This window comes from Azovibrio sp. (assembly GCF_049658005.1).
Classification (GTDB): domain Bacteria; phylum Pseudomonadota; class Gammaproteobacteria; order Burkholderiales; family Rhodocyclaceae; genus Azovibrio.
Genome location: NZ_JBASOH010000015.1, coordinates 22,373 through 46,714 on the forward strand (window position 1 = coordinate 22,373; position 24,342 = coordinate 46,714).

Here is a 24,342-nt window from a genome sequence, read left to right on the forward strand (position 1 = left end):
GCAAGCTCTGTCCATCCGTTTTTTCAGGATAAACCCAATGTGCCGGATGTTACAAGCCTCTTTTGCCTTTCCCCCGTCAGCTTGGGGGGCCGGGCGAATCCAAAAAAGGGCGGTAAGCCAGCTTGCCGCGCTGATTCGGGTCAGCGAAAGAGTTACCACCGCCTGGCTCAAGCCGGCGACTGAGCCTCTCGGTCATGCCGGCGATCTGCGTGGAGGACGGCTCAGGGGTGCCGGCCGGGCGCCTTCTTGTCGTTTTCGATCAGGGCGTAGGCCGAGTGGTTGTGGATCGATTCGAAATTCTCGGATTCGACCACATAGGCGTCGATGCGGGCTTCGGCATTGAGGCGGGCGGCCACGTCGCGCACCATGTCTTCGACGAACTTGGGATTGTCGTAGGCCCGCTCGGTGACGTATTTTTCATCGGGGCGCTTCAAAAGGCCATAAAGCTCGCAGGAGGCTTCGGCTTCCACCAGGGCGACGATGTCCTCGATCCACATGAATTCGTTGGTGCGGACGGTGACGGTGACGTGGGAGCGCTGGTTGTGGGCGCCCCGTTCGGAAATTTTCTTGGAGCAGGGGCAAAGGCTGGTGACGGGCACCACCACCTTGAGGCGGGTGGCGATTTCCCCGTGGCAGATGTCGCCGATGAAGGTGACGTCGTAGTCCATCAGGCTGCGCACGCCGGAGACCGGGGCGGTCTTGTTGATGAAGTAGGGAAAGCTCATCTCGATGTGGCCGGTCTCGGCCTCCAGGCGCTCCACCATTTCGGCCAGCATGGAGGGGAAGTTCTCCACCGAGATTTCCTCTTCGTGGCCATTTAGGATCTCCACGAAGCGGGACATGTGGGTGCCCTTGAAATTATGCGGCAGGCCCACGTACATGTTGAAGCTGGCGATGGTGTGCTGCACCCCGCGGTTCTTGTCGCTCACCTTGACCGGGTGGCGGATGGACTTGATGCCGACCTTGTTGATGGCCAGCTGGCGCGTGTCAGCCGAGTTCTGCACGTCGGGGATGTTGGGGGTGGGGTGCATGCGGTTCCTGTCTCAAGAAGGGTTTTTCCGGGCGTTGCGTACGGAGCGGACGATGCCATCGGCATCGAGCCCCAGGTCGGCCAGCAACTGGCCTTGTTCGCCATGGTCGATGAAGCGGTCGGGCAGGCCGAGGCGGAGCAAGGGGGTCTGCAATCCCCGTTCTTCGAGCACCCGGGCCAGCTCCGCGCCGGCGCCGCCGATCACGGCATTTTCTTCGATGCTGACCAGCAGCGAATGGTTCCGTGCCAGTTGCTCCACCAGTTCGGCGTCGATGGGCTTGATGAAGCGCATGTTGGCGACCGTGGCATCCAGTTCTTCCCCGGCCGCCAGGGCCGGGGCCACCCTGCTGCCAAAAGCCAGCAGGGCCACGTCCTTGCCGGCCCGCAGCAGTTCGCCTTTGCCGAGCGGCAGGGTGTCCAGGCGGAAGTCGGGCAGGGTGCCGGGGCCGCTGCCACGGGGGTAGCGCACGGCGGCGGGGCCGTCCAGGGCATAGGCGGTGCTGAGCATGCGCCGGCATTCGGCCTCGTCGGCCGGGGCCATCACCACCATGTTGGGGATGCAGGTCAAAAAGGAAAGATCGAAGCTACCGTGGTGGGTGGCGCCGTCGGCTCCCACCAGGCCGCCCCGGTCGATGGCAAACAGCACCGGCAGATTCTGGAGCGCCACGTCGTGGATCAGCTGGTCGTAGCCGCGCTGCAGGAAGGTGGAGTAAATGGCCACGACCGGCTTCAGGCCTTCGCAGGCCAGGCCGGCGGCAAAGGTGATGGCGTGCTGTTCGGCGATGCCCACGTCGAAATAGCGCTCCGGAAACTGTCCGGCAAAGCGCACCATGCCGGAGCCTTCGCCCATGGCCGGGGTGATCGCCACCAGGCGGGGGTCGGCGGCCGCCATGTCGCACAGCCAGTCGCCGAACACCTGGGTGTAGGTGAGCTTGCCGCCCTTGCTGCTCTGGATGCCCTCGGCGGTATCGAATTTGCCGACCCCGTGGTAGAGGATGGGATCGGCTTCGGCGAGCTTGTAGCCCTGGCCCTTCTTGGTGATCACATGGAGGAACTGGGGGCCTTTGAGTTTCTTGATGTTCTCCAGGGTCGGCACCAGGGCGTCCAGGTCGTGGCCGTCGATGGGGCCGTAGTAGTGAAAGCCGAATTCCTCGAACAGGGTGCCCGGTGAAAGCAAGCCCTTGACGTGTTCTTCGGCGCGGCGGGCCAGTTCCAGCAGCGGCGGGGCAAAGCCGAGCATGTGCCGGCCGGCTTCCCGGGCGGCGTTGTAGGTCTTGCTGGAGGTGAGCCGGGTGAGGATGCTGTTCAAGGCCCCGACCGGCGGCGAGATCGACATCTCGTTGTCGTTCAAGATCACCAGCATGTCGGCATCCGCGACGCCGGCGTTGTTGAGGGCCTCGAAGGCCATGCCGGCGGACATGGCGCCGTCACCGATGATCGCTACCACCTTCCTGTCCTCAGCCTTGAGCTTGGCGGCCATGGCCATGCCCAGGGCGGCGGAGATGGAGGTGGAAGAGTGGCCGACGCCAAAGGTGTCATACTCCGATTCGCTGCGCTTGGGAAAGCCGGAAACCCCCCCCTGCATGCGCAGCCGGGCCATGCCTTCGCGCCGGCCGGTGAGCACCTTGTGGGCGTAGCACTGGTGCCCCACGTCCCACACCAGCCGGTCTTCCGGGGTGTTGTAGACGTAGTGCAGGGCGAGGGTGAGCTCCACCGTGCCGAGGTTGGAGGACAGGTGCCCGCCGGTGCGGGCGACGGAGCCCAGCAGGAATTGCCGCAGCTCGTCGGCCAGTTGGGGGAGCTGGCCACGTTCCAGGCGGCGCAGGTCGGCGGGGAATTGAATCTGGTCCAGCAGCTGGTTTGCAGTCATCGTCAGAAGTGTCGATAGCAGATGTAATCCGCCAGTTGGGTCAGCCGTCGGGCCCCGGGGCCGAATGAGGCGAGGGCGCTCAGGGCATCGCTGCGCAGTTCTTCTGCGTAGGTCCTGGCGCCTTCCAGGCCCAGCAGGCTGACATAGGTGGGTTTGTCGGCGGCTTCGTCCTTGCCGGCGGTCTTGCCCAGGGTGGCGGTACTGGCGGTGCAGTCGAGGATGTCGTCGACCACCTGGAACAGCAGGCCGGCGCGCTTGGCGAAGCGGTCCAGCTGCTCCCGGGCTTCGTCCGGCAGCGGTGCGCCGCAGAGGGCCCCCAGCAGCACGGCAGCCCGGATCAGGGTGCCGGTCTTCAGGGCGTGCATCAATTCGAGTTCAGCCTGGCTCAGGGCCTGGCCCACCGCGGCCAGGTCGATGGCCTGGCCGCCGCACATGCCGCGGGAGCCGCTGGCATGGGTCAGCAGGGCCAGCATTTCGAGCTGCTGGGCGGGCTCGGCCAGATCGGGACGGGCGAGCAGTTCGAAGGCCAGGGTCTGCAGGGCGTCGCCGGCCAGCAGGGCGGTGGCTTCGTCGAATTCCACATGGCAGGTGGGGCGGCCCCGGCGCAGCACGTCGTCGTCCATGCAGGGCAGGTCGTCGTGCACCAGGGAATAGGTGTGGATCAGTTCCACGGCACAGGCCGCCACGGCCAGGCGCTCGGGAACGGCGTCCGTGAGTTCGCCGGCAGCAAAGGTCAGCAGGGGGCGGATGCGCTTGCCACCGCCCAGGACCGAGTAACGCATGGCTTGGTGCAGGCGGTGGGGGATGCTGCTGGCGGCGGGCAGATGCTGGGCCAGGGCCGCTTCTATCCGGGCCTGGGTGTCACCCATCCAGGTTTCAAAATTGTTCAAGGAGCCTCTCCTTCCGGGTTCCAGTCCTTCAGTTGGCCGGCTTCCATGATCTGGATCTTCTGTTCGGCTTCCTGCAGTTGCTCCTGGCAGTGGCGTAGCAGGGCCATGCCGCGTCGGTAGGCTTCGATGGAGGCTTCCAGTTCAAGTTTGCCCCCTTCCATGGACTGGACCAGGGTTTCGAGTTCGGTCAGGGCCGTTTCGAACTTCAGTTCGGCAACAGGGGCGGGTGCTTCCGGAGTGGGGGCCATGGAGATCACAAAAAGGGAAACGGGTGAAAATACTGAATTAGAGGCTTTTGGTCAAATACTTACCGGGGTACAATCGCTCTCTTTTTTTGGCCCAGGGGTTTTTGCCCTTGCCCGTTGGAGGGTGGAATGACCGACATAGCGACATTGTCCCGGTTGGCCCCCGCAGTTTCCCAACTGCCGGTGGACTGGTATTTCGATGAAAAGATCTTCGAACTGGAGAAGAAACTCATCTTCGATGCCGGCCCTGGCTATGTCGGCCACCAGCTCATGGTGCCCGATTCCGGCAATTATCGCTCCCTGGAATGGGCCGATCACGGCCGGCTGCTGCTCAACGACGAAGGCCGCTACTGGCTGATGTCCAATGTCTGCCGCCATCGCCAGGCGATCATGCTGCAGGGCGCCGGCAAGCTCCAGGGCAATATCGTCTGCCCGATCCACCGCTGGACCTACGATACTCAGGGCGAGCTGATCGGTGCCCCCCATTTCCCGCAAAATCCCTGCCTGAACCTGAACAAGCTCCCGCTGGAAAACTGGAGCGGCCTGCTCTTTACCGGCCCCCGTTCTGCCAACGCCGATCTGGCCGGCATGAACGTGGCCGGTGAATTCGACTTTTCCGGCTACAAGCTCGACCGGGTCGAAATGCATGAGTGCAATTACAACTGGAAGACCTTCATCGAGGTCTATCTGGAGGACTACCATGTGGTCCCTTACCACCCGGGCCTGGGCAATTTCGTCACTTGTGACGATCTTTCCTGGCAGTTCGGTGAATGGTATTCGGTGCAGAAGGTCGGCATCACGTCCCTGGCCAAATCCGGTTCCGCCGCCTACGAGCGCTGGCAGAAGGCGGTGCGCGAATACTACGGCGACCGGGGCCAGACCCCGCCGCAAGGGGCCGTGTGGCTGACCTACTACCCGAATGTGATGGTGGAGTGGTATCCCCATGTGCTGGTGGTCTCCACCCTGGTGCCCCTGGGCCCTCACAAGACCCTGAACGTGGTGGAGTTCTATTACCCCGAGGAAATCGTCGATTTCGAGCGGGAGTTCATCGAAGCGGAACAAGCCGCCTACATGGAAACCGCGATCGAGGACGACGACATCGGCGAGCGCATGGATCGGGGTCGCATGGCCCTGCTCAAGGCTGGCATCAATGAAGTGGGCCCCTACCAGAGCCCGATGGAAGACGGCATGCAGCACTTCCACGAGTTCTATCGCCGCCTGATGGCGTCCGCCATCGAGGAAGCACGGCGCTAAAGCAGCCGGAACCACCTGGAGCGCCGGGGTGAAATCCGGCGCTTTTCTGCTTCTTGCGGAACCGCCCCCCATGCAATCCCTGTGGATGATCGTTGCCAGCCTGCTGTTTGCCTGCATGGGCGTGTGCGTCAAATTCGCCGCTCAGGCCGGCTTCTCGGCGGCCGAGATCGTCTTCTATCGCTGCGCCATTGCCCTGGGGCTGATGACCCTGATGGTGCGCCTGCGCGGCGTCACCCTGAAAACCCCCCACTGGGGCTTCCAGCTGAAGCGGGGCGTCTCCGGCTTTCTCGCCCTGACCCTTTATTTCTGGGCGATCACCCTCTTGCCCCTGGGCACCGCCGTCACCCTCAACTACACCGCCCCCCTGTTCCTGGCGCTGCTGCTCGTGGTTTTTGCCGGACTCCGGCTCTCCCGTGGCATGGTTCTGGCCTTGCTGACCGGCCTCATGGGCGTGGCCCTGTTGTTGAAACCGAGCATCCAGGCCGACTCGTCGTTTGGCGGCCTGGTCGGCCTCGCCTCCGGTTTGCTGGCCGCCCTGGCCTATTACAACGTGCGGGAACTGGGCGCCCTGGGGGAGCCGGAAAGCCGCACCGTGTTTTATTTCTCGCTCCTGTCCACTCTGGGCAGTCTGGTCTGGCTGGCTTTTTCCGAACTGCACCGGCCCACCCTGGCGACCGGTCTGCTGCTGCTGGGGGTCGGCGCCTTCGCCACCCTGGCGCAACTGGCCATGACCCGCGCCTATGCGCGAGGCAAGCCCCTGGTATCCGCCAGCCTGGCCTACACCACCGTGGTGTTCGCCAGCCTTTTGGGCGCCCTGTTCTGGGGCGAAGTCCTGGGCTGGCTCGAAGCCCTGGGCATGGTGCTGGTGATACTCTCGGGCATCGCCGCCAGCCGGGCGTCCCGCCCCCATTCTGCCGAACAGGATTAAACTGGCAGGCTGTATCGCCCCTTACCCAATCCCTTACCCAATATCACCCAATAACTAAAACGCAACAGGAGTTTCATCATGATTGTCACCGACCATCAAGCTCACCGGGTCAGCGTTACCGTCTACGGTGAGTTCACTCTGGCCGACTATAAGGAGTTCGAGGAACTGGTGAATTACAAGATTCAGTTCGAAGGGCCCGTGGATCTGCTCTTTGATCTGCGCGAAATGGTCGATGCGACCCTGGACGTGGCCTGGGAAGAACTGAAGTTTTCCCGTCAGCACGCCAAGGATTTCAAGAAGGTGGCGGTGGTCACCAGCAGCCAGTGGGTGACCTGGAGCGCCTGGATCTCCCAGGCCTTCGTGGAAGCCGACATCGAAGTCTTTGAGGTTCTGGAAGAAGCCCTGGCCTGGCTCGACGAAGCAGCGCCCGCCTGAGAGCGTCCTGAAGCCATCCTGGGACCGTTCTGGGACCGTTCTGGGACCATCCCTTGCCAGGCCCGAAGGGCGGGTCTGCCAGACGACGCGGCGCGCATCCGCCCGCGTCTGGCGTTAATCGGCGGCCCTGGCCGCCGGATGCCTGCGCAAGCGGATCAAGCGTTGCGGAACGCCCCGGCCTGTCCCCCGCGCGATCAGGGGCGTTTGCGCTCTCCGGCTGGCGGCGTAATGGCGCGCTCATCCTCGTCGGCCGCATGAAGCAGCCACACCAGGTCCTCATCCTGAAGGGGCAGAGGCACCATCTGGTTCCAGTTCCAGCGGAAAACGGGACCCATATAGACATAGCGCGCCAGCACGTCGCCGCGTGGAGTGGTGGCAAAAAAAGGCCAGCTGGAACGGACGGCGTTCTTGATTTGATCGTTGGTCATGGTCATCTCCTCGGGTGGTGATGGCTTCAGTCTGGCCGAACAGGGCAGGCAGGGCAAGGCGCGAGGTGGTGCGTCAGGCCGGAAGCTGAGCGCGGCAGCTTTTTCATTCTTGACGAACGCGCTGGTGTGCGGATGCCCTCGATGACCTGCGCCATGCCTTCGGGGCATTCGGCCTATCCGCCCGCACCAGACGCTGGCTGGCTGGCGCGAGCGGATGTCGGTGGCGTCCGGTGCTGACGGGCGGGGTGAGTGAAGTTGGAAGTGGTTCAACGGTTACGGCAGCGGCTGTCAGCGGAAAACCTCAAGTGGAAGGGCCCCGGGCAGACGGTTCGCGGGAAGCCACTGCATGTATCCCGCTGTATCCCGCTGTATCCCGCTGTATCCCGCTGTATCCCGCTGTATCCCGCGGCCGTCGGCAATTGCGTCATCACGCCACTTCTATGTGAGAACTGCACGCCGGGGTCTTGCCTGCACACCAGCACCGCCGATTGGCTGACCTGATGCAGGTACCGCGCGCTCGCGCCCCCAGGCCCGAATACCCTCGATTTGTTCAGGGCTAGTCTTCGACAATGGCACCACGTTCTGGAAACTACGCCGGAAAAGGTCGTCGCTGACGGCCTGATCTCCCCGCAGGTATGCCTCTTTGACGACTTCGCGCACCGCCGATTCGAGGTCAGATCCAGCAAAGCCTTCGGAAAGATCCACCAATTCGTGCATCAAGGGCTCGGGGAGCTCGCGCTTTAGCCCTCGCTGCACGTAAATGTTGATGATCTCTTTTCGCTCGTCTGGCGTGGGAAGATCAACAAAAAACAACTCGTCGAAGCGCCCCCTGCGCAGGAGTTCGGGCGGAAGTCTGGAAACATCGTTGGCGGTCGCTACAACGAAGACACGCGAGCGCGCCTCTTGGAGCCAGTACAGGAACTGCCCGACCAGCCGTGTCGACGTTCCTCCATCGCCGGAACCCTGGGTTGCGCCGGCCAAGCCTTTTTCAATCTCATCGATCCACAGCACACAGGGAGAAACATGATCGGCTGTCGCAAGCGCGTCTTTCAGCCGACCTTCGCTCTGCCCGAGATACTGGCCGTGAATCGTCGAGAGGTCGAGGCGATACAGCGGCAGGCTCCAGTTATGTGCGATGGCTTTTGCCGAGAGCGACTTGCCGCAGCCTGGCACTCCAACAAGGAGGCAGCCACGCGGTGGTCTGATGCCTCTTTCCCGGAGGTCTGCCGTCAGCAGCGGACGCTCGCGATCAAGCCAGGTTTTGAGCCCGCCGAGGCCACCAACATTCAGTTCTCCACCGCGCACCTGCACCCGCTCGATGCCAGAAATGTCGGCGAAGATGCGATCCTTCGCCTGCATCAGCTCGCGAAGATCGTCCTTGGTGATACGGCCGTTGGCGAGAAGTGTGGCAATGATGTTCTCCGCCTCGATTCTCGATATGCCAGCAAGAATGGCTGCCGCCTGCCGCTCGTCGGCACCATCCCATTCGATGGGGAATTGGTTACGGTACGCTCCCACCTGCTCGCGGATGATTTCGAGCATCTCGTCTTCGTTGGGCGCCGAGAGCACCAGCGACATTCCGAGCCTTTGCAGTTGCCCCCACACCGGTTTTGTCGTGATGACGATCAGAACGCCACCATGCTCAGCCGCCAGCATCACCGCATCCTGCAACTGCCGGGCGAACGGAGTATCGTCCTCGATGTCGGCAACCTCCGTGAGGATGAACGAGAGGTTCTGTCTCTGCGCGATCTGCTGGCTCGCATAGTCGACCGCGCCGACCACCGACCTGTCTTCACTCACCGATCGGTTGGCGAGAAGTTCCTTCGTGCCCTGCGAAAGGGTATGGACAAATATCGGCGCGTTGCTCAGGGACGCTGCCACCTCCTTGAAAATATCGAGGACACGGGCGCGCTCGGCACTGCGAACCGAGATGAACGGCACCCGCGCCTTCAAGTAACGGGTGAGTGCTCCCTTGAATTCCTTCGTGTCGCTCATGTCATCACCTTGTGAACGCTACCCGCTCGCCGCCAGGCAGTGACACAACCTGCATCGACATGTCTTTAGCTGCCACTTTCTCCCCATTCATGAACAAGGCTGTCTTCACTGGATAGATACCTTGCGGCACTCCTGCGGGCATCGTCATCGAGTAGCTCGTCATGTAGGCACCTGCATCTTGATTTTCGTTAGCCCTCTTGCGCGACTTGACCTCCGATCCGTCCGGACGAACCAACGTAAGTTCCTCCTCGAGAAGAGGCTGCTGATCCTTGGTGCCCTGCACGACCTCGATGTTCGAGACCACGGTCATTTTTCCGCCCGGCGCTACCCTTGCATTGGGGTCGAACCGGGTTTCATAACGGACTACCTTGCTGCGGTCTGGAAGCTGCCCGCGGTTTGCCGTTTTGTATTCTGTTTGTACCTGCTCCGCAGTCTTGGTCTGCTTCACGTTAGAGTTCCAGGCCACACAGGCAAGTGATGCAAGTCCAGCCCCGAGAGCAGCACCGCGAACCCTGTCGTTGCCCTGTGCGAGCAAGCCTCCGAGCACCGCGCCGGCGAGGGCGGCAATGCCGGCGTCACATGGGTCTGATCCTCCCCCGGAGGCCTGACTGCCTTCACCTCCCGGTGTTGCACAACCCGCAGCGAACAAGGCGGTGACCACCACCGCAATCGTCGAGTTCCTGAGAATTTTTCCACCCATGTCACGAGTTCCCTGGCAGTTGAAGTTAGTTGATTGATATGGAGTCGAGCGCACGTTTCTGTTCGGCCTCCGCTCGCCGTTTGAGATCGACCGCCCTCGCATGGGCAGGGTCGAGTCGAAGTGCCGAGCCGGCGGCGCTGATCGCGCAGTCGAACTTCTTTTTGCTGAAACATGCTTCACCTTCATCGACGATTGCAGCGAGCGCCGACGCGTTGGAAGAAAGCTCCTGATGCGGCTCGGGCATGTGCTTCGGTAGCGGCCGCGCAGGCTCTGACGCAGGTTTCTCCGTAGGCGCGGACAGAGCGACGACGCGTTGCCCGGAAGCCGCCCCGGCCGGCGCGGGAGTGGCGGGCGTGGCGGGCGTGGCGGGAACAGCGATCGGGAGTGGGGCCAGTGGCGAAGACTCCACGGCTGTTGGAGCGGCCTCGTGTGGCGAGCGTGCGGGCTGCGAGGATGAGGGGGCCGCAGCAGTGGAAGCCGGTGCGGCAACAGCGGCAACCGGAACGGGCACGGAATCCCTCCCTCGCGTCGCAAACCATGCTCCGCCTGCCACAACACAAATGACGATCAGCACTGCCGAGGCAATGATCGCCCTTTTATGCCCGGTCCTTTTGTACCCGTTCCTTTTATGCCCGGTCCTTTTGTGCCCGGTATGTGCCGGAAGGGGGGACGCCGGCGCGACATCGGGTGGCGAGGGGGCAGCCTCGGGTTTCCTCTCCGGCACCGTTGCCGGGGCTGCAGCAGCGGTTACCGGTGCCGGTGTGGCTGACGAAACCGGTTCCGGGGCCGGCTCGTATCTGAGCAGGCTGTTGTTGCGCATGAGGCTTGCAAGGCGTCCGCTCCTGTCGTGCCTGGCGCTGTCTTCCAGGGACTGCTGAGCCCGCTCAGCGTATTTGCGAATCTCGCCCGAGAGATGCTCTCTCAACATTTCCGGGAAGGAGGGAAGGGTCGCGACGCGGTGAAGAAGGGTCAGCGTGCGCCTCGTGTCCAGCATTGCGCGGACGACGGCGGTCTCATCACCGCCGGATTTGAAGTCCCGCTCCATTCTGTCGGCACAACGTTTCAGCCGCGTATTGAAGGCAGCGCTGATCCGCTCGGAGAAAAGGCCGGCCACCCCACTGTTCCAGTTGAGCGTCCCGCGAGACATTGCCAAAACCACGTCATCGTCTTGCCCGCCGGTCTCAAATACCTCGACGCAGTCACTCCATTCCGAGTAGGTTGTCGGTTCAATCATGAAGGGGTTTCACTTCACACGGCGAACAAATGGAACCGATGGAACGAGGTCCCAGGCAGGAAATGCCTCGGCAAGGGCATCTCGCCTTGGCGGGGACTGCGGGTCGGGTGCCGCGACCGGAGAAGGCGTCGGCTCGGGTGGCGAACCTGCGCTCTGTGGTGACGGCATGGCCGCCGCTTCGGAAATGATCTCTCTTGCCATGTTGATTCTCCTCAGGCCGCTGGCTTCGCCATCACCTGGCGGGCACTGTCGTGGGTCGACAGGACATATTGCTCTGGACTAATGGCGTCGAGTAACTGGACGACTTCCGCAGACACCGCATCCCGCTTCGTAAAGTCCCTGCGCCATTCGACGACCTCGGCACATGCCGCGCTCAGGACTTGCAACGACTGCTCTTTCAACTTCGAGAAGTCATCGGCAACCCTGGCTTTAGCCTTGGCGACGTTTGATCGAGCCATGAAAAACCAGATCAGGCAGCCGGCTCCGAGCGCCAGGGGCAGGAATCCTCCCGAGACGGCTGAAAAAATCAGGCCGACACCCAGAACGAGTGCCGCCCAATGCTGGAAGCCCAGCTTTATCTTTGCCAGCGCCTCATCCCTGCGGCGGTCGATGTGGGTACCGAGCGAGGCCGCCAGGTCCTTCTCATTTTCGCCGTTCTGCGTCGTGCCCTGCCAATCCTCGATCGTCAGATCAACCCGGGTGGGGACTGCTGCGCGTATGCTGGCAGAAAGATCCTGATGGGCATCCTTTATCCAGCTCCGGGAAAGCGCAATGGCGAACCTTTGTGTTGCCCTCGAGGCGTGCGACGTCTCCGGGTGCATCGCCGCATTCGTCAGCAGTTGTGTAAAACTGACCCGTTCGTCAAGAGCCTTGCTTTCCAGGTCGTAGCGGCTCTTGGCGGCGGATCTGTTGCCAGCCTCTTCGATAATCAGCTGGCAGAGTTTCTCGGCACGTCGCAGCGGCAACTCCTCCTCGTCAAAGTTCTGCACGAGCTTGTCGAGAAGATCGTCCACGGCCGCCATCAAGTTTGGAGACGGTGGAATGGGACCTTCGAAAATCGCCTTGAAATGGTCACGTACGACCGCCTGCATGGCCGCGCCATTGAGGGTCTTGTTCATCGCTGCCCAGGTTGGGCTGTACTGGCTGAGGTAGTTGTAGCGTGCAGCATTGTCGGTTGTCGGAATCTTGGACCGCAGCCCCTCGTTCCATTGCTTGCGTTGCTCATCCAGAAACCCGGCGCGCTGGCTCAACTCGTCGATCCATCCCTCGATTCGCCTGGCGCATTGATTCCTGACCTCGGAACCAAAAATGCCGCTGGCCAGGGCATCGACAAGGACGACCGACTGGCGGTCGAGGCGCGTAGGGTCCTGCATCCCGAAATACCGGTCGAGCCAGGTTCTGCACGCAGCATGCCTCGCCGTGCGGCGGGTTATCAGGGCGAAGAAAAGCGACGTCTTCTCATCGTCGCGGCGAATCGCCTCGGCAAGCGCCTTCTCTGCAAGAGGCTTGTTGTCGGCAAGCCAGGCGGCCAGCGCCACGAGGGCAGGGGCAAGCCAATAGCGCGGGGCTGATAGCATCAAGCTCTCGGTCGCCGTATTGACGGTTTCCTGGCGGACGATGCTGATATCGGCGGCTTGAAGAATGCCCGTCGCATGCCGCCTGACCTCGGCGTAATAGCCGAATTTCGTCTCGATTTCCTGGCGTATCTTGACCTGTCTCGTCTCGGCCAGCGCGACCTCTTTAGCCTTTGCGTCAGCAGCGACAAAATCCAGAAATGCCTGTTCAAGACGAGCCAGCTCGGATCGTGTATTCACGACCTCCTGCCCAACGTTCTCGACTTGATTCGAGACCGTCCCGATATCGCTCCTCAGAGTTCTCAGGCTGTTCTCGATGAACGCGAGGTCGGCCAGATGGATGATGCGTTCCGTGCTCATTCCTGTCCTTTCACGATTGATGTGTCGCCGTTGTCAGCGACGGCAATCAGTTTGTCCGCATAGATTTCGATAAACGCGTAACCGGGATGCAATGCCAGAGACCGGCCCCGCTCCATGAGCGGCGGGAGAGGTTCAAATGTCTTGTAGTGCCGGATGATCGAACCATCCCGGTCCAGGGTATGAACTTCATGAGGCGGGCCAAGGTAGCACTTGGCAACAATTCCGACGGGAAGGTACTCGATGGTGAGTTCGGGAAGTTCGGAGCGTATCGCACAGAGCAGCGCTTCGAGAGTTTCCCGGGTATTCACATGGCCGCCAGCGTCCAGCTTTTTCATCGCCTCGACATAGGCGGCTGAACGTCTCTGGCGCAGACGATCCTCGATGGCCTTCGGGGAAAGAAGGAGAGTGGAGGACGCCGCTGACCGTGTACTCGTGAGAGACGACGTGTCAAGCGCCGGTGCCCTGCTACCCAATATCGCGCGCGCCATATTGCCCTATTGATTTTCCGTGGTTGCTGTTGTCATTGCCCGGATGCAAAACGCTTGGAGGCAAAAACATTGCCGGCCTCCCCTTCTTGCACCGCGCATCGCAACTGCATCGCAATGCCGGTGACCGCAGTGTCATTTTTTCGATTGTAGCTTGGGCTTGAAAGGCAGTAAATCGGAACGTTCGGCCAATGGGGGGGATCGCAATGGGGGGTGGGCTCGATGGATTGCGTGTTTTCAGCGGGAGAAAGGATCGAGTGCTTTGGTGAATGGCTTGCCCGGTTGGTGTTCGAGTGTGGTGCCGGGCGATCCGGCGCGGCGGCCGGATCGTTCAGGAGAAAGAAGCGGGGATGGGCAGGTTACGCGCGGTGGTGCCTTGCCAGCCGCCAGGCCAGGGTGCCGCCGACCAGGGGTGTGGCGAGGGCGGCGAGCAGCAACAGGGGGACGATGCCAGCGGCGGTGAGGGTCTGGGCAGCGAGGCTGACGCCGAGCGCCTGGCCGAGGAAAAAACTGGAGGCAAACAAGGAGACGGCAGTGCCGCGCACCTTGGGCGCCATCTGGGTGGCGTGGGTCTGCAAGGTGTTGTGCACCATGTAGAAACCGAGGCCGACCAGATAGCTGGCCGGTAGCGCCCAGATCCAGGTGCTGCCCCAGGCCAGGATCAACCAGCCCAGCGCGATGAGCACGCCGCCACCCATGGCCAGCCCGACTTCGCCAAGGCGGCGGACGAAATACCGGGCGGCAAAGATGTAAGACAGGCCGCCGAGGCCGAAGAAGGCCATGGCGGCGCTGGCGAGAGTGAGGCTGAGGCCGAAATGTTGGTGCAGATAGGAGGGCACGAAGGCGAGGGTGCCGAAAACCAGCATGCCTTCGAGAAAGACGATGCTCAGGATCAGCCGGGCCCAGGGCTGGGCGAAAACCTCGGCAGCCTGGCCGAGCAAAAGGCCCTGGTGGTAAGTGTCGGTTTGGCGGTGCTGGGTGCTCGGGTTGGCGCGCGATTCGAGCAGGACGACGATGCCGATGAGTAGATACAGCACCGCTAGAAACGCAAAGGCCCAGCGCCAGCCGAGCGTGTCGGTAAACGCGCCGCCGATGAACTGGCCGCCGACGGAGCCCAGGATCTGCCCGCCCAGAAAGCGGGCGAGCGTGGCCTGCCGTTGTTCATAGGGCACCGTGTCGCCGATCCAGGCCATGGACAAGGGGATGATGCCGGCCGCCGTGGCACCGAGCAGCACGCGCGAGACGACCAGCGCATCGAGCGATGCGGCCAGGGCCGAACCGAGGGCGCCGAGCGTGCTGCAGAGGGTGGTCAGGGCGATCAGGCGGTATTTGCCGACGCGGTCTCCGAGCGGACCAAACAGGGCCTGGGAGAGGCCATAGGCGATGGCGAACGAGGAGATGACCGAGGCCACGGCGGTCGGGCTGGCCGCAAAGCTGCGGGCGAGGTCGGGCAGCATCGGGTCGCAGAGCCGCGCCGCCGCCGCGCTGGCGAAGGCGGCCACGGAGAGCAGCATGACGGCGCGGCGGTGGTGAGCGGCCAGGGCTTCGCTCATGGTGTCGGCCCGGCATCAGGGCTGTCGGCCGGCGCGGGCTGCCAGCAGGCGCGGCTGGCGATTTCGAGCGAGCGCAGGCGCAGTTCGGGGTCGAAGATATCGCTCACGACCATCATTTCATCGGCGCCGGTGGCGGCCCGCAGGTCGCGCAGGCCGTCGCGCACGCGTTCCGGGCTGCCGATCACCGCAGCCCCCAGGAAATCGGCGATACCCGCACGTTCACGCGGAGGGATGCTCTGCAAAAAGCCGGCGACAGGCGGCGGCAGAAGGCCGCGTTCGCCCCGCAGGATGCCGAGGACGCGCTGGAAGGTGCTGGTGGCCAGGAAGTCGGCTTCGGCATCGGTTGGCGCCGCGATGACCGGCACGCCGATGATCACATAGGGTTTCTCCCGCTTCTCGGAAGGACGGAAATTGTGGCGGTAGAGTTCGATGGCCTGTAGCAGCATGGCTGGCGCGAAGTGCGAGGCGAAGGCATAGGGCAGGCCGCGTTCGGCGGCGAGGCGGGCCGAAAACAGGCTGGAGCCGAGCAGCCAGATCGGCACCTCGGTGCCGACGCCGGGCACGGCGATGACGCGTTGATCCGGCTGGCGGGGACCGAGCAGGCGCTGCAGTTCGGCGACATCGCGCGGGAAGTCGGCCTCGGTTTCGATGCGGTCGCGGCGCAAAGCGCGCAGCGTCATTGCGTCGGTGCCGGGGGCGCGGCCCAGCCCGAGGTCGATGCGGCCGGGGTAGAGCTCGGCCAGGGTGCCGAAGGCTTCGGCGACGACCAGCGGCGCGTGGTTGGGCAGCATGATGCCGCCTGAGCCGACGCGGATGCGCTCTGTCTGCCCGGCGATGTAGCCGACCAGCACGGCGGTGGCGGAACTGGCGATGCCCGGCATGTTGTGGTGCTCGGCCAGCCAATAGCGGGTGAAGCCGAGCGCTTCGACATGGCGGGCGGTGCGTAGGGAAGTGGCCAGCGCCTCGGCGACCGTGCCGCCTTCGCGGACGGGGACGAGATCGAGCATGGAGAGTTTGAGATCAGCGAGCGGGTTCATACCATTTCCTTGGGGGTAAAGAGGGCCGGGTTACGTCGGCTGGCCACCCAGCCGAAGAAGGAGAGCAGGGCGAGGCCGGCGCCGATGAGCAAGATGCCGGCAATCTCGGTGCCCTTGAACGATTCGCCGAAGGTGAGGCGGGACGCCAGGATGGCGACGACCGGCGTGCCGAGCACCGACAGGCTCGCCTCCCAGGCCGGCGCGCGGTCGAGGATGTAGATCCACAGCCACCAGCACATCGCCGTGCTGATCACCGACATGAAAAAGAGGATGCCCACGTAGGCTGGCGTCCATTGCGTGGCCGGTTCGGGCACGACGAGCGCAAGGAGGACCAGCGGCAGGGCGCCAAGGATCATCTGCCAGGTGGTCAGGGTGAGCAGGTCCACCGGCGTCACGGCGCGCAGGCGCTTGATCAGGATGGTGCCGCTCGCCCAGCACAGAGCGGCCATCAGGCCGAGGAACTTGCTGAACAGGCTGGCGTGCATGTCCCACGGTGCGATGATCAGCAGCAGGCCAATCAGCGTGCTGGCCGCCGCCAGCCACTGTTTGCCGCGCACCCGTTCGCCGAGCAGCGACCAGGCCAGCAGCAGGGTCCAGATCGGCATGGTGAAAATGAGCACGGCGGTCTTGCCCGGACCGCCTTCGACCAGTGCCCAGGTCTGGAAGATCATGAAGCCGGCGACCTGGGTGAGGCCGATGCCGAGGGTCTGGAGGGGGGCGACCAGGGTCAGCCGGCGGCCGCTCAACTGGAGGGCGACGAGTAACGACAGGGCGCCGCCGGCGCAGCGTTCGGCGGCGAAGGCAAAGGGCGGCGCATAGGCCAGGCCCTGCTTGGCGAGCACCCAGGTGTAACCCCAGGTCAAAGACAGGACGGCAAGGGCGAGGGCGATCTTGCCTTTTTTGATCGAATCGAAGAGAGGAGTAAGGCGGTGTTTCATCAGGATGGCTGGCTTGAATAGACCGGTCGTCTAGTGAGTATATCCAAAATGTATCCAGAAATGGCCGCTGCACCGACGACCGTCGTGTGGGTTGGGGATCTTCGCCGGTGCTTGGTGTGAAAGCACGCCGGTGCTTGGTGTGAAAGCACGCCGGTGCTTAGCGTGAAAGCAGTTTCCTGGTGAATACCATGGCGTTTTCCAGCGCGGCGGTGTCGTGGTGCAACTTCCCCAGGAGGCTCGCGCCCAGCCACATCTGGTACAGCGTCTGGGCGGTCATCTGTGGGTCGAGGGGCGGCATCGAGCCCTCGTCAACCCCGGTTTCGATGATCTGGGCGATACGCTCGACGATCTGATCGGTGCCGTCGCGCAGGGTGATGCGCATGGCGTCGGACAGGTCGGATACTTCGCCGGCCAGCTTGACGACCAGACATTTCTGCTCGGCACAGGCCTCGAGTTGCCTGCCCAGCCAGCGTTGCCAGAAGCGCATCAGGCGCTCGTGGCTGGAGGTGGCCGGGGCGGCGAACAGTTCGTCGAGATCGGCCAGATAATGGTCGAAATAGTCCTGCAGCAAAGCCTGGCCGTATTGTTCCTTGGATTCGAAGTAGTGGTAGAACGAGCCCTTGGGCACGCCGGCCGCGGTCAGGATCTCGTTCAGGCCGACGCTTGCAAAGCCCTTGCCCACGATGATGCGGTGGCCGGTTTCGAGAATATGCTGGCGGGTGTTGTCGTGGCGAGGGTTCATGGGCAGCAGTCTGTCAAAAAATAGACCGGTCGTCTAGTGAGCTAGTGAGCCCGTCCATGAACGGCAGGATCGGAAACCTCCGTTCCATGCCGCGGCAGGCTGGGTCAAGCCCCGTGCCAGGCCTCGCATGCCGACTGCATGCTGATCTCATCTGCTGCTCATCGGCTGCCCATGTCGCGTTGGCCGCCGGTTCTGCCGGCTCGATCCTGTCGAGCAAGACCCCGCAGGCTTGCGCGCAGCACCTGGCGCGCGGCGGCGAAAAAGCGGGCGGCGGCTCGGGGTGCCGGGCCCGGGTTGGCCTCAGTTGCCGGCCGGGGGCTGGGCGGACTTGGGCCGGAAGGCTTTGACCACGGCCGGGTCGGTTTCCATCCAGGGCGCGCCGATCAAATCCAGGCAGTAGGGCACGGCGGCGAAGATGCCGGGCACGAGGACCCGGCCTCCGGCATCCTTCAGGCCCTCCAGGGTTTCCCGGATGGACTTGGGCTGGCCGGGCAGGTTGAGGATCAGGGCCTGCCTGCGGATCACCGCCACCTGGCGGGAGAGGATGGCGGTAGGCACGAAATGGAGGCCGATCTGGCGCATCTGTTCGCCGAAACCGGGCATTTCCTTGTCGGCCACGGCCAGGGTGGCCTCCGGGGTCACGTCGCGCCGGGCCGGGCCGGTGCCGCCGGTGGTCAGCACCAGATGGCAGCCGGCATCATCCACCAGGGCCTTCAGCGTGGCTTCGATGCCGGGCCGGTCGTCGGGAATCAGCCGGGTTTCGGCCTGGAACGGAGTGATCAGGGCCTGTTGCAGCCAGTCCTCGAGGGCGGGGATGCCTTGGTCCGCGTAGGTGCCGCTAGAGGCCCGGTCGCTGATGGAGACCAGGCCGATCCTGAGCGGCTCATTCATCGCCGGTCACTCCTTCTGCGGCAGGGGTTTCCTGGCCGTCCAGTTCCTTGAACACCCGGAACAGTTCGCGGAAGTTCCTGGGGGGCTTGTTTTCGGCCTGCTCCTTGACCGCCGCCCGGCGTAGCTGGCGCAGGCGGGTCAGGTCGGCCTGGGGAAATTTTTCGGCAATTTCCTGCAGCACCGCTTCGTCTTCCAGGAAGCGGGTGCGCAGCCGTTCCAGCCGGTGCAGTTTCGCCACTTCGGCGGCGGAATCCCCCCGGATGTGAGCCAGGGCGGCGCGGATCGGCTCCGGGTCCAGGCCCCGCATCAGCTTGCCGATGTATTGAAGCTGGCGGCGCTGGGCTTCGAACTTGGGAATGCGCTGGTATTCGCGCACGGCCTCGAGCAGGTCCTCATCCAGGTTCATGCGCTTCAACTGATCGCGGGAAAGTTGCACCAGGTCCTCACCCAGGGCCTGAAGTTCGTGCATGGCCTGTTTGACCTGGGTCTTGGAGGGGCGGCCGCCGTCTTCCAGTGTTTCGTCTTTGCGTTTGTTGTGGTGCATGGCAGCCTTGCTGGGCAAGATGGGGCGGGAGGGGGCTGCTATGATAGCGATTTTTTACGCCCGGCGGCTTTCCTCTATGGCTGAGAAACAATTCTCCAACGACTTTTCCACCCTGCAGCAACTGGCCCGGGATGTGCTCGGCCATGCCCGCCAGAAGGGCGCCAGCGCCTGTGAGGTGGAGGTCTCCGAAGGCTTCGGCCAGTCTGTCAGCGTGCGCTGCGGCGAAGTGGAAACCATCGAATACAACCGCGACAAGGGGGTGGGGGTCAGCGTTTACATCGGCCAGCGCCGCGGTCATGCCAGCACTTCGGATTTTTCGCCGAAGGCCCTGCGCGAAACCGTGGAGGCAGCCCTCAATATCGCCCGCTTCACCGCCGCGGACGACTGCGCCGGCCTGCCGGAGCCGGAGCAACTGGCCTGGGAAACGAGGGATCTGGACCTTTACCATCCCTGGGAACTGCCGGTGGAGGCCGCCATCGAATTGGCCCAGCGCGCCGAAGCCGCCGCTTTCGAGGTGGATGAACGCATCAGCAATTCCGAGGGCGCTACCATTTCCACCCAGCAAGGCCAGTTCGTGGCGGCCAACAGCCTGGGTTTCATGGCTGGCTATCCCACCTCCCGCCATTACATTGCCTGCTCGGTGATTGCCGGGGAGCAGGACTCCATGCAGCGCGACGACTGGTACAGCACCGATCGCAACGCGGCCCGGCTAGAAGAGCCGGAACGGGTCGGGCAGCAGGCGGCCCGCCGGGCGCTCGCCCGTCTCGATGCGGGAAAAATCAGTACCGGCAGCTATCCGGTGATCTTTGAAGCGCCCTTGGCGGCCGGCCTGCTCGGCAATTTCGTCCAGGCCGTGAGCGGCAGCGCCCTGTACCGCAAATCCACCTTCCTGCTCGACCACCTGGGCCAGCAGGTCTTTCCTGAATTCTTCCAGTTGAGCGAACGCCCCCATCTGCCCGGCGGCCTGGCCAGCGCCCCCTTTGACAACGATGGCGTGCTGACGCGGGACCGGGAAGTGGTGCGGGACGGCATCCTGGAAGGCTATTTCCTCAGCGTCTATTCCGGCCGCAAGCTGGGCCTGCCCAGCACCGGCAATGCCGGGGGCAGCCACAACCTCATCCTCAAGCCCGGCGAGCACGATCTGGAGGGCCTGTTACGCCTGATGGGCCGTGGCCTCTTGGTGACCGAGTTGCTGGGCCACGGGGTCAACTACGTGACGGGCGATTATTCCCGGGGGGCGGCGGGGTTCTGGGTGGAGGATGGCCGGATCGTCCATGCGGTGGAAGAAATCACCATCGCCGGTAATCTCAAGGACATGTTCCGCAAGCTCCGCGCCGTGGGCCGGGATGTGCAGGTGCGGGGCTCGAAGCAGACCGGCTCCCTGCTGCTGGACGCCATGACCATCGCCGCCTGAAGGCACAGGAAGGAAGCCCGCTCATGACCGTGACGCGTTTTTGTTTCATCCGCCATGGCGAAACTGCCTGGAACACCCAGCGCCGCCTGCAGGGGCAGCTGGATATCGGCCTCAATGAAAATGGCGAAGGCCAGGCCCGCGCGGTGGGGCGATGGCTGGCCCGGCGCGGGGGAATCGATGTCATCCATTCCAGCGACCTGTCCCGCGCCTGGCGCACGGCCGGGCATGTCGGCATGGCCCTGGGGCTGACCCCGCTGCCGGCGCCGGGCTTGCGGGAGCGCCGCTACGGCGTGTTCGAAGGGCTGACTTACACCGAGGCCCGGGAGTGGCACCCGGAACACTATGCCCGTCTCGAAGCCCGGGAACCGGACTTCGTCATCCCCGACGGGGAAAGCCTGCGCCAGTTCCATGACCGGGTCACGGCCGGTCTGGAAGCCTTGCTGGAACGGCACCGGGGCCAGACTCTGGTGGTGGTGGTGCACGGCGGGGTGCTGGACATCATCAACCGCTTCGTGCGGGGCAATTCCCTGTCCGCGCCGCGCGACTTCCTCATTCCCAATACCGGGCTGAACTGGGTCGTGCAGGATCGGGACGGCTGGCATATCGAAGCCTGGGGCGAGACCCCTCATCTGGAAGCCGGCGCCCTGGATGAGTTGAGGTAAGGATTTCTGCGCGGCCGCACCGGCTTCTCCTTCCTTCTGCCGATCCTGTAGAATTGAGCCCTTTTTCAAAGGCTCGAGGGCAACATCCATGTTTTCCGCCAAAGACACGCTCGCCAAGGTTGATCCCGAACTCTGGAAGGCGATTGAATCCGAAAATCGCCGCCAGGAAGATCACATCGAACTGATTGCTTCCGAAAACTACGTTTCCACCGCCGTGATGCAGGCGCAGGGCTCCCAGCTCACCAACAAGTACGCCGAGGGTTATCCCGGCAAGCGTTACTACGGCGGTTGCGAGTATGTCGACGTGGTGGAGCAGCTGGCCATCGACCGCCTGAAGGCCCTGTTCGGTGCCGACGCGGCCAACGTCCAGCCCAACTCCGGCTCCCAGGCCAACCAGGCCGTGCTGATGGCCTTCGCCAAGCCCGGCGACACCCTCATGGGCATGAGTCTGGCCGAAGGCGGCCACCTGACGCACGGCATGCCGCTGAACATGTCCGGCAAGTGGTTCAATGTCGTCTCCTACGGCCTCGATGAAAAGGAAGCGATCGACTACGACGCCATGGAAGCCCTGGCCCGCGCGCACAAGCCCCGCATCATCGTCGCCGGCGCCTCCGCCTATTCCCTGCGCATCGACTGGGAGCGCTTTGCCCGGGTCGCCAAGGAAGTCGGCGCCATCTTCTGGGTCGACATGGCGCACTACGCCGGCCTGATCGCCGCCGGTTTCTACCCCAATCCCATTCCCTTTGCCGACGTGGTCACCTCCACCACCCACAAGACCCTGCGCGGCCCGCGCGGCGGCGTGATCCTGATGAAGGCCGAGCACGAAAAGGCGATCAACTCCGCCATTTTCCCGGGCCTGCAAGGCGGCCCCCTGGAACACGTGATCGCCGCCAAGGCCGTGGCCTTCAAGGAAGCCGCCACGCCCGAGTTCAAGCGTTACCAGGAGCAGGTCATCATGAACGCCCGGGTGATGGCGCGGGTGCTGGGCAAGGAGCGCGGCCTGCGCATCGTCTCCGGCGGCACCGAATCCCATGTGTTTCTGGTGGATCTGCGCTCCAAGCACATCACCGGCAAGGCGGCCGAAGTCGCCCTGGGCCAGGCCCACATCACCGTGAACAAGAACGCCATCCCCAAGGACCCGGAAAAGCCCATGGTCACCTCCGGCATCCGCATCGGCTCGCCGGCCATGACCACGCGCGGCTTCACCGAGCTCGAAGCCGAGAAGATCGCCCACCTGATCGCCGACGTGCTCGATGCTCCCGGCGACCCGGCCGTGCTGGCCAAGGTGCGGGAACAGGTGAGTGCCTTGTGTCAGCGCTTCCCGGTCTACGGCGCCTGATCGAGCCGCGCCTGATCGAGCCTGGCGCAGCGCCCGGCAGGGGCGCTGCGCTCACCCTTCTGGATTTTCCGGCATGAAATGTCCGTTCTGCGGCACCCTGGATACCACCGTCGTCGATACCCGCATCAACGATGAAGGCGACGTGGTGCGCCGCAGGCGGCGCTGCAGCCGCTGCGACAAGCGTTTCACCACCTATGAGCGGGCCGATGTGCAGCTTCCCCTGGTGGTCAAGAAGAATGGCGCCCGGGTGCCCTTTTCCCGGGACAAGCTGCGCGCCAGCCTCGAACTCGCCTTGAGAAAGCGCCCGGTGACGACCGAGGCCATCGACAGTGCCATCGCCGGCATCGAGGAACGCCTGCTGGCCTCCGGCGCGCGGGAAATCCTCTCCCAGCAACTCGGCGAACTGGTGATGGCCGAGCTGAAAAAGCTCGACAAGGTGGCTTACATCCGCTTTGCCTCGGTCTATCGCAATTTCGAGGATGTGGATGCCTTCTCCCGGGTGATCAAGGAAGTTTCTCCGGGCACCGGGCGGCGCAAGGCCAATCCTCCGCCCGCCGGAACCTGAGCATTCCATGCCCTTTTCCGCCTTTGATCACGCCTGCATGGCCGAGGCCCTGCGGCTGGCCGAACGGGGCCTCTATTCCACCTCGCCCAATCCCCGCGTCGGCTGCGTCATCGTCCGTGCCGGGCAGGTGGTGGGGCGCGGCTGGCATGAGCGCGCCGGCTGCGCCCATGCCGAAGTCCATGCCCTCGGCGAGGCCGGCGAACTGGCCCGGGGCGCCACCGTCTATGTGACGCTCGAGCCCTGTTCCCACCATGGCCGCACGCCGCCCTGCGCCGATGCCCTGATCGCCGCCGGCGTGAGCCGGGTGGTGGCGGCCATGGAAGACCCCAATCCTTTGGTCGCGGGAGCCGGCCTGCGCCGCCTCGAAGCCGCCGGCATCCGCACCGAGTGCGGCCTGCTCGCAGACGAGGCGCGGGAACTCAACATCGGCTTCGTCTCCCGCATGCGCCGGGGCCGCCCCTGGCTGCGCCTCAAGGCCGCGGCCAGCCTGGACGGCAAGACGGCCTTGAACAACGGCGCCAGCCAGTGGATCACCGGCCCCGAAGCGCGTCAGGACGGGCACCGCTGGCGGGCCCGGGCCTGCGCCATCCTCACCGGCATCGGCACGGTACGAAGCGACGACCCGCGACTCGATGTGCGCGGCGTCGACACCGGCCGCCAGCCCCTGAAAGTGGTGGTCGATAGCCGCCTCGAACTTTCCCCCACGGCGCGGCTGTTCGAGCGTGGCCGGGTCCTGGTGGTCTCCGCCCGCAACGAGCCGCCCCAGCCGCTGCTGGACCAGGGCGCCGACTGGGTCTGCCTGCCCGATGCCCAGGGTAAGGTCGATCTGGCGGCCCTGCTCCAGGAACTGGGGCGGCGCGGCATCAACGAACTGCATGGGGAGGCGGGGCCCAGACTGAATGGCGCCCTGTTCCAGGCCGGGCTGGTGGATGAATTGCTGCTCTATCTCGCCCCCTGCCTGCTGGGCGACAAGGCCCGGAGCCTGTTTCATCTGCCGGAACTTGTCAGCCTGGAAGCGCGTCTGAATCTCGATATCCGCAGCCTCGACCCGGTGGGCCGGGATGTGCGTCTGCTGGCCCGCTGCACTGAGGCCCGGCCTTGAAGCGTCGTCACGTTGTCTACGAGGTCTAGAACATGAATCCACAACAAACCCAGGTCGCCATCTTCGGCGGAGGTTGTTTTTGGTGCACGCTAACAACTTAGCTCTGTAACCTGTTGTTTTTATTATG

25 protein-coding genes are annotated in these 24,342 nt (G+C 63.9%); 9 read left to right on the plus strand and 16 right to left on the minus strand.

Annotated elements, in window-relative coordinates; all coding sequences use genetic code 11:
• Positions 1–221: 221 nt before the first annotated feature.
• From folE2 to WBH99_RS01330, 4 genes are read right to left on the minus strand one after another with little or no spacing between them, the layout of a single operon-like run.
• Positions 222–1,031, minus strand: a complete 810-nt coding sequence (gene folE2 / locus WBH99_RS01315) for a GTP cyclohydrolase FolE2 (RefSeq protein WP_424218299.1) — start codon at positions 1,029–1,031, stop codon at positions 222–224.
• 12 nt (positions 1,032–1,043) lie between these two features.
• Entirely contained in the window at positions 1,044–2,900 is a 1,857-nt protein-coding gene (dxs, locus tag WBH99_RS01320; protein WP_424218300.1) for a 1-deoxy-D-xylulose-5-phosphate synthase, read from the minus strand.
• Between the two features lie 2 nt (positions 2,901–2,902).
• Positions 2,903–3,769 (minus strand): polyprenyl synthetase family protein, encoded by an 867-nt coding sequence (locus WBH99_RS01325; protein ID WP_424218361.1) that lies wholly within the window; start codon positions 3,767–3,769, stop codon positions 2,903–2,905.
• Between the two features lie 17 nt (positions 3,770–3,786).
• A complete protein-coding gene (locus WBH99_RS01330) occupies positions 3,787–4,038 on the minus strand; it encodes an exodeoxyribonuclease VII small subunit (RefSeq protein WP_424218301.1) in 252 nt (83 codons plus the stop codon).
• On the opposite strand from WBH99_RS01330, the gene WBH99_RS01335 reads away from it, so the two are divergent.
• The 4 genes from WBH99_RS01335 to WBH99_RS01350 all read left to right on the plus strand — a co-directional run bounded on the left by WBH99_RS01335 (position 4,037) and on the right by WBH99_RS01350 (position 6,652).
• The gene (locus WBH99_RS01335; RefSeq protein WP_424218302.1) at positions 4,037–4,168 is read left to right on the plus strand and encodes a hypothetical protein; all 132 of its coding nucleotides are present in this window, start codon (positions 4,037–4,039) and stop codon (positions 4,166–4,168) included. The two genes, WBH99_RS01330 and WBH99_RS01335, sit on opposite strands and share 2 nt — an antisense overlap.
• The gene (locus WBH99_RS01340) at positions 4,165–5,289 is read left to right on the plus strand and encodes an aromatic ring-hydroxylating oxygenase subunit alpha (protein WP_424218303.1); all 1,125 of its coding nucleotides are present in this window, start codon (positions 4,165–4,167) and stop codon (positions 5,287–5,289) included. Before WBH99_RS01335 ends, WBH99_RS01340 begins: the two co-directional genes overlap by 4 nt.
• Before the next feature lie 70 nt (positions 5,290–5,359).
• Positions 5,360–6,217: a DMT family transporter gene (locus tag WBH99_RS01345; RefSeq protein WP_424218304.1), complete on the plus strand. Its 858-nt coding sequence runs from the start codon at positions 5,360–5,362 to the stop codon at positions 6,215–6,217.
• 78 nt (positions 6,218–6,295) lie between these two features.
• Entirely contained in the window at positions 6,296–6,652 is a 357-nt protein-coding gene (locus tag WBH99_RS01350; protein WP_424218305.1) for an STAS/SEC14 domain-containing protein, read from the plus strand.
• A gap of 194 nt (positions 6,653–6,846) precedes the next feature.
• Here the strand turns inward: WBH99_RS01350 and WBH99_RS01355 are convergent, their stop codons facing one another.
• The 12 genes from WBH99_RS01355 to yjgA all read right to left on the minus strand — a co-directional run bounded on the left by WBH99_RS01355 (position 6,847) and on the right by yjgA (position 19,133).
• A complete protein-coding gene (locus WBH99_RS01355; RefSeq protein WP_424218306.1) occupies positions 6,847–7,080 on the minus strand; it encodes a hypothetical protein in 234 nt (77 codons plus the stop codon).
• Between the two features lie 438 nt (positions 7,081–7,518).
• On the minus strand, positions 7,519–9,075 hold the full coding sequence (locus tag WBH99_RS01360; RefSeq protein WP_424218307.1) for an AAA family ATPase: 1,557 nt from the start codon (positions 9,073–9,075) through the stop codon (positions 7,519–7,521).
• 4 nt (positions 9,076–9,079) lie between these two features.
• Complete coding sequence (locus WBH99_RS01365; protein ID WP_424218308.1) at positions 9,080–9,775, minus strand: hypothetical protein; 696 nt, start codon at positions 9,773–9,775, stop codon at positions 9,080–9,082.
• A gap of 25 nt (positions 9,776–9,800) precedes the next feature.
• Positions 9,801–11,009: a hypothetical protein gene (locus tag WBH99_RS01370; RefSeq protein ID WP_424218309.1), complete on the minus strand. Its 1,209-nt coding sequence runs from the start codon at positions 11,007–11,009 to the stop codon at positions 9,801–9,803.
• Positions 11,010–11,221: 212 nt separating this feature from the next.
• Positions 11,222–12,943 carry a hypothetical protein gene (locus WBH99_RS01375; protein WP_424218310.1) on the minus strand — a complete coding sequence of 574 codons (1,722 nt, stop codon included), beginning with the start codon at positions 12,941–12,943 and terminating at the stop codon, positions 11,222–11,224.
• Complete coding sequence (locus tag WBH99_RS01380; protein ID WP_424218311.1) at positions 12,940–13,278, minus strand: hypothetical protein; 339 nt, start codon at positions 13,276–13,278, stop codon at positions 12,940–12,942. Before WBH99_RS01380 ends, WBH99_RS01375 begins: the two co-directional genes overlap by 4 nt.
• Before the next feature lie 509 nt (positions 13,279–13,787).
• Positions 13,788–14,981: an MFS transporter gene (locus tag WBH99_RS01385; RefSeq protein ID WP_424218312.1), complete on the minus strand. Its 1,194-nt coding sequence runs from the start codon at positions 14,979–14,981 to the stop codon at positions 13,788–13,790.
• Complete coding sequence (locus WBH99_RS01390; RefSeq protein WP_424218314.1) at positions 14,978–16,018, minus strand: LLM class flavin-dependent oxidoreductase; 1,041 nt, start codon at positions 16,016–16,018, stop codon at positions 14,978–14,980. Before WBH99_RS01390 ends, WBH99_RS01385 begins: the two co-directional genes overlap by 4 nt.
• Positions 16,015–16,956 (minus strand): DMT family transporter, encoded by a 942-nt coding sequence (locus WBH99_RS01395; protein WP_424218315.1) that lies wholly within the window; start codon positions 16,954–16,956, stop codon positions 16,015–16,017. The genes WBH99_RS01390 and WBH99_RS01395 overlap by 4 nt, the downstream gene beginning before the upstream one ends.
• Before the next feature lie 157 nt (positions 16,957–17,113).
• Entirely contained in the window at positions 17,114–17,698 is a 585-nt protein-coding gene (locus tag WBH99_RS01400; RefSeq protein ID WP_424218316.1) for a TetR/AcrR family transcriptional regulator, read from the minus strand.
• Positions 17,699–17,998: 300 nt separating this feature from the next.
• Positions 17,999–18,589 (minus strand): molybdopterin adenylyltransferase, encoded by a 591-nt coding sequence (gene mog, locus WBH99_RS01405; RefSeq protein ID WP_424218317.1) that lies wholly within the window; start codon positions 18,587–18,589, stop codon positions 17,999–18,001.
• Entirely contained in the window at positions 18,582–19,133 is a 552-nt protein-coding gene (gene yjgA / locus WBH99_RS01410) for a ribosome biogenesis factor YjgA (protein WP_424218318.1), read from the minus strand. The genes mog and yjgA overlap by 8 nt, the downstream gene beginning before the upstream one ends.
• 76 nt (positions 19,134–19,209) lie before the next feature.
• On the opposite strand from yjgA, the gene pmbA reads away from it, so the two are divergent.
• The 5 genes from pmbA to ribD all read left to right on the plus strand — a co-directional run bounded on the left by pmbA (position 19,210) and on the right by ribD (position 24,215).
• Positions 19,210–20,547, plus strand: a complete 1,338-nt coding sequence (gene pmbA / locus WBH99_RS01415) for a metalloprotease PmbA (RefSeq protein WP_424218319.1) — start codon at positions 19,210–19,212, stop codon at positions 20,545–20,547.
• Between the two features lie 23 nt (positions 20,548–20,570).
• Positions 20,571–21,209: a histidine phosphatase family protein gene (locus WBH99_RS01420; protein ID WP_424218320.1), complete on the plus strand. Its 639-nt coding sequence runs from the start codon at positions 20,571–20,573 to the stop codon at positions 21,207–21,209.
• Between the two features lie 88 nt (positions 21,210–21,297).
• Positions 21,298–22,548 carry a serine hydroxymethyltransferase gene (gene glyA / locus WBH99_RS01425; protein ID WP_424218321.1) on the plus strand — a complete coding sequence of 417 codons (1,251 nt, stop codon included), beginning with the start codon at positions 21,298–21,300 and terminating at the stop codon, positions 22,546–22,548.
• A gap of 73 nt (positions 22,549–22,621) precedes the next feature.
• Complete coding sequence (nrdR, locus tag WBH99_RS01430) at positions 22,622–23,113, plus strand: transcriptional regulator NrdR (protein ID WP_424218322.1); 492 nt, start codon at positions 22,622–22,624, stop codon at positions 23,111–23,113.
• A 7-nt stretch (positions 23,114–23,120) separates the two neighbouring features.
• Complete coding sequence (gene ribD / locus WBH99_RS01435) at positions 23,121–24,215, plus strand: bifunctional diaminohydroxyphosphoribosylaminopyrimidine deaminase/5-amino-6-(5-phosphoribosylamino)uracil reductase RibD (protein WP_424218323.1); 1,095 nt, start codon at positions 23,121–23,123, stop codon at positions 24,213–24,215.
• Positions 24,216–24,342 lie beyond the last annotated feature (127 nt).